Origin of the sequence: Phenylobacterium sp. (assembly GCF_036402295.1) — a bacterium.
Lineage (GTDB): Bacteria > Pseudomonadota > Alphaproteobacteria > Caulobacterales > Caulobacteraceae > Phenylobacterium.
Map to the genome: position 1 here is coordinate 1 of NZ_DASWTE010000417.1, position 5,247 is coordinate 5,247.

A 5,247-nucleotide genomic window follows, 5' to 3' on the forward strand; every position below is an offset into this window, starting at 1 on the left:
GGCGCCGCCTTCGAGTTCGCCTCCCGCTGCGGTTTCTCGGTGGACCTGAGCCGCGCCATCAACGACCGGGCGATGTTCCACGCCGACAACGCCTATGCGCTGCCGGCCGCCGAGATCGTCTCGCACCGCACCCGCACCCACACGGTCTCCAACACAGCCTTTCGCGGCTTCGGCGGCCCGCAGGGGATGATGGCCATCGAGCGCGGGCTGGACGCCGTCGCCATCGCACTCGGCAAGGACCCGCTGGATGTGCGCCTGGCCAACCTCTACGGCGTCGCCGGCGACCTCACGCCCTACGAGCAGACGGTCACGGACGCGGTGATCCACGAGATCATGACAGAGCTGGAGGCCGCCTGCGATTACCGCGCCCGCCGCGCCGCCGTGCAGGCCTGGAACGCGGCCAACGACCACCTGAAGCGCGGGCTTTCGCTCACGCCGGTGAAGTTCGGCATCTCCTTCACCACCACCCACCTGAACCAGGCCGGCGCCCTGGTCCACGTCTACACAGACGGCTCGATCCACCTGAACCACGGCGGGACCGAGATGGGCCAGGGGCTGAACATCAAAGTCGCCCAGGTCGCCGCCGACGCCTTCCAGGTTCCGCTATCGTCCGTACGGATCACCTCGACGCGCACCGACAAGGTGCCCAACACCTCCGCGACCGCCGCCTCGTCGGGCAGCGATCTCAACGGCATGGCGGCGCTCAACGCCTGCGAGCAGATCAAGTCCCGCCTCGCCGCCTGGGCCCGCGAGCAGTACGGCCACGATCCGGTGTTCACCCCCGACGGCGTGCAGGTGGGCCGTGAGCTCTTCTCGTTCCGCGATGTCGTGAACCAGGCCTATCTGGCCCGCGTCCCGCTCTCCGCGACGGGCTTCTACAAGACGCCCGGCATCGCCTACGACCGGGTCAGCCACAAGGGCCGGCCGTTCTATTACTTCGCCTATGGCGCCGCCTGCTCGGAGGTCGTGGTCGACACCCTGACCGGCGAGAACAAGGTCACCCGCGTCGACATCCTGCACGACGTCGGCCGCTCGCTGAACCCGGCCATCGACCTCGGCCAGATCGAGGGCGGCTTCATCCAGGGCATGGGGTGGCTGACCACCGAGGAACTGGTGTTTGACGCCGACGGCCGGCTCGCCACCCACGCGCCGTCGACCTACAAGATCCCCACTGCCGGCGACCGGCCCGGCGTCTTCAACATGTCTATCTGGCAGCCGGGCGAGAACCGCGAGCCGACCATCCACCGCTCCAAGGCCGTGGGCGAGCCGCCGCTGATGCTGGCGATCTCCGTGTTCTCGGCGCTGACCGACGCGGTGGCGAGCGTCGGTGGCCACAAGGTGATGCCTAACCTCGACGCCCCGGCGACGCCCGAGCGCATCTTGGCCGCCATCGACGACGTGCGGAGCCGCGGCCGTGGTTGAGTGGATCGAAGAGGCCCTGAAGGCCGTCCGCGCGGGCGAGCCGCTCGCCATGGTCACCATCGTGGGCGCGCAGGGCTCGACGCCACGCGAGATCGGCGCGCGCATGCTGGTACGGCCCGACCGCTTTACCGGCACGATCGGCGGTGGCTCGCTGGAGCGGCAAGGCCTTGATCAGGCCCGCAAATTCCTCGCCCAGGACGCCCGCCGCCACGCCCTGCAGGACTATCCGCTGGGCCCGCTGCTCGGCCAGTGCTGCGGCGGCCACGTGCGGCTTCTGGTCGAGCGCATCGACGAAGGCAGCCTCGCCTGGCTCGAGCCGGCGGCGACCGCAACCTCGGCATTCGCGCTGAACGCCCGCTTCGAGGACGGCGCGATGACACGTACCGTGGAGTCTGAAGCGGGTCCTTCCGACGGCCCGCGCACGCCCATCCCGGAGGTCCGCCGCCTGTCTGAGACGATCCATCCGAAGCCGCCCCGCCTGGTGATCTTCGGCGCCGGCCACGTGGGCAAGGCGGTGGCGCGCGCCTTCGCACCACTGCCCTTCCAGCTCGACTGGCTTGCCAGTCGCGAGGACCTGCGCCCCGAGGCCAGCGGCACGCGCGCCACGATCCTGTGCGAGGACGACCTGGAAGCGGCGATCGAGGCCGCGCCGGCCGACACCCTGTTCGCGATCTTCACCCACAGCCACGACCTGGACTACCGACTGACCCGCGCGGCTCTCGCCCGCGGCGACACGCGCTATCTCGGCCTGATCGGGTCACGCACCAAGCGGGTCCGCTTCGAGCGCCGCCTGCGCGACGACGGCTTCGGCGACGCCGACCTCGCCCGCCTCACCTGTCCCATCGGTGTGGCCGACCTGAAGAGCAAGGCGCCGGCGGTGATCGCCGTGGCGCTCGCGGCGCAACTCCTACAACTGACCCAGGAAGCCGACGTTTGATCGCCGACCTCGAAGCCTGGGCGAACCTGGCGATCCGCTGGCTGCACCTGATCGCGGGCATCGCCTGGATCGGTTCGTCGTTCTATTTCATGTGGCTGGACAGCCATCTTAAGAAGCCGTCCGAAGCGCCGGACGGCATCGCCGGCGAGCTCTGGAGCGTCCATTCCGGCGGCTTCTACCGGCAGATGAAGTTCACGGTGGCCCCCGCCGACATGCCGGAGGAGTTGCACTGGTTCAAATGGGAGGCCTACACCACCTGGATCTCGGGCTTCCTGCTGCTCAGCCTGATCTTCTACGTCGGCGCCGACCTCAACCTCATCGACAAGACCAAGGCCGACCTTTCCACCTGGCAGGCGATCGGCCTGGGCGTCGGCAGCCTCGTGGTCGGCTGGCTCGTCTACGACGGCCTCTGCCGCTCGCCGATCGGCCAGAACCTGAAGCTGCTCAGCGCCGTGTGGTTCGCGCTGCTGGTGGCCGCCGGCTACGGCCTCACCCGCGTCTTCTCCGATCTCGGCGCCTTCATGCACGTGGGCGCGATCATCGGCACGGTGATGGCCGCCAACGTCTTTGCGATCATCATCCCGAACCAGCGGAAGGTCGTGGCCCAGGTCCTGGCCGGCGAGACGCCCGACCCCGCGCTCGGCAAGCAGGCCAAGCAGCGCTCGGTGCACAACAACTACATGACGCTGCCGGTGCTGTTCATCATGATCAGCAACCACTACCCGATGATCTTCGCCGCCCCGCTCAACTGGCTGTGGCTGGCGGGCCTGGGGATCGCCGGCTGGACGATCCGCCACTTCTTCAACCTCAAGAACGCCGGGCGCTCCGAGCCGCAGGTGCTGGCCGCGGGCGCGCTGGCGTTCGTGACCGTCGCGGTCCTGAACGTGGCCGCCAAGCCCCAACCGCCGACCGTCGCCGAGGTCCCGAGCTACGCCACCGTGCGCGCGATCGTCGACAGGCACTGCATTGCCTGCCACGCGGAGCACCCAACCCACCGCGGCGTGCCCGTGGCGCCGAACGGCGCCGCCTTCGACACCGACGCGGGCCTCGCGAAGCACCTCGACAAGATCTACGCCCGCGCCGTCGCCACCCAGTCCATGCCGCAGGGCAACGAGACCGGCATGACCGACCTGGAACGCGCCCAGCTCGGCGCCTGGATCAAGGACGGCGGGAAGGTGGGGGGCTGATGCGCCAGGTCATCCCCGAACCTCTCACCGCCGACGCCTTCGCGCCGTTCGGCGACGTGATCGAGGCCTCAGACCGCGCTGAGGCCAAGCCGATCAACTATGGCTGGACCACCCGCTTCAACGCCCTCACCGACGTCGCCGTCGGCGACGGCCAGGCGATCATCAGCATCTTCCGCTCGAAGCCGCTGACGCCCCCGATCCTGAAGATCTTCGAGCGTCACCCGCTGGGCAGCCAGGCCTTCATGCCGCTGCAAGGGCGGCCGTTCCTGGTCGCCGTGGCCCCGCCTGGCGGCTTTCACCCCGCCAAGGTCCGCGTCTTCCGCGCCGAGGCCAACCAGGGCGTGAACTACGCCAAGGGGACCTGGCACCACTTCCTGCTCGCCCTCGAGGCCGAGAGCGATTTCCTGGTGGTCGATCGCGATGGCGGGCCGGGCGAGAACCTGGACGAGGTCGAGCTGCCCGAAGCCGACTGGATCGCGGTCCGCGCATGACCCGCCACGCCTACCGCGCCGCTCTGCTCCACATGCTGGAGGACCCCGCCCGCGCGCCGGCGGACGAGGCGGTCGCCTACCACCCCGACGGCTTGCTGATCGTCGACGACGGCCACGTCGCCGCCTTCGGCGCCCACGCCGACCTCGCGCCCACGCTGGGCGACTTAGCCGTCACCGAGCTTCCCGGCCGCCTGATCACCCCCGGGTTCGTCGACGCCCACGTCCACTATCCGCAGGTGGACGTGATAGCCGCTTGGGGCGCCCAGCTCCTCGACTGGCTGACCACCCACACCTTCCCGGCCGAACAGGCATTCGCCGACAAGGCGCACGCCGACGCCGTGGCCGCCTTCTTCCTCGACCAGCTGCTCGCCAATGGCACCACCAGCGCGCTCTGCTTCTGCACCGTCCACAAGGCTTCGGCCGACGCGCTCTTCGAGGCTGCGCTCGCCCGCAACATGCGCCTGATCGCCGGCAAGGTGCTGATGGACCGCAATGCGCCCGCCGGCCTCACCGACACCGTCGAGACCGGCCGCGCCGACACCGAGTCCCTGATCCGGGCGTGGCGCGGGCGCGGGCGGCTGGGCTACGCCGTCACGCCGCGGTTCGCGGTCACCTCCACCGACGCCCAGCTCGCCATGGCCGGCGAGATCGCCGCCGCCCATCCGGACGTGCTGATCCACACCCACATGTCGGAGAACCCCGACGAGATCGCCCGCGTGGGCGAGCTCTTTCCCGACGCTCGCGACTACCTCGACGTCTACGATCGCTTCGGACTCGTCACATCCCGCTCGGTCTTCGCCCACTGCGTCCACTCCGACGACGATGCGCTCGGCCGTCTCGCCAAGGCCGGCGCGGCCGCCGCCTTCTGCCCCTCCTCAAACCTGCTGCTGGGCAGCGGCCTCTTCTCGCTGAAGCAGGCTTGCGCCTGCGGGGTCACGACCGCGCTCGGCACCGACGTCGGCGGCGGCGGCTCGTTCTCGCTGCTCCACATGATGGGCGAGGCCTACAAGGTGGGCCAGCTGCGCGGCGACAACCTCGATCCGCTGCAGGCCTTCTACCTCGGCACGCTCGCCGGCGCCCGGGCGCTGCACATCGACGACAAGGTCGGCAACCTTCGGCCCGGCAAGGAGGCCGACTTCCTCGTCCTCGACCTCGCCGCCACGCCGCTGCTCGCGCGTCGCACCGCCAAGGCCCGCACGCTGGCCGAGAC

5 protein-coding genes are annotated in these 5,247 nt (G+C 69.9%); all 5 read left to right on the forward strand.

Annotated elements, in window-relative coordinates; translation table 11 throughout:
• On the forward strand, window positions 1-1,422 hold a 1,422-nt coding region (locus VGD44_RS24135), incomplete at its 5' end, for a xanthine dehydrogenase molybdopterin binding subunit (RefSeq protein WP_331090929.1).
• Window positions 1,415-2,359, forward strand: coding sequence for a xanthine dehydrogenase accessory protein XdhC (xdhC, locus tag VGD44_RS24140; RefSeq protein ID WP_331090930.1), 945 nt, complete (start codon window positions 1,415-1,417; stop codon window positions 2,357-2,359). The genes VGD44_RS24135 and xdhC, both read left to right, overlap by 8 nt.
• Window positions 2,356-3,546, forward strand: coding sequence for a urate hydroxylase PuuD (locus tag VGD44_RS24145; protein ID WP_331090931.1), 1,191 nt, complete (start codon window positions 2,356-2,358; stop codon window positions 3,544-3,546). The genes xdhC and VGD44_RS24145 overlap by 4 nt, the downstream gene beginning before the upstream one ends.
• On the forward strand, window positions 3,546-4,037 hold the full coding sequence (locus VGD44_RS24150) for an ureidoglycolate lyase (RefSeq protein ID WP_331090932.1): 492 nt from the start codon (window positions 3,546-3,548) through the stop codon (window positions 4,035-4,037). Before VGD44_RS24145 ends, VGD44_RS24150 begins: the two co-directional genes overlap by 1 nt.
• Window positions 4,034-5,247 (forward strand): guanine deaminase (guaD, locus tag VGD44_RS24155; protein WP_331090933.1); only part of this gene is annotated, 1,214 nt, incomplete at its 3' end. The genes VGD44_RS24150 and guaD, both read left to right, overlap by 4 nt.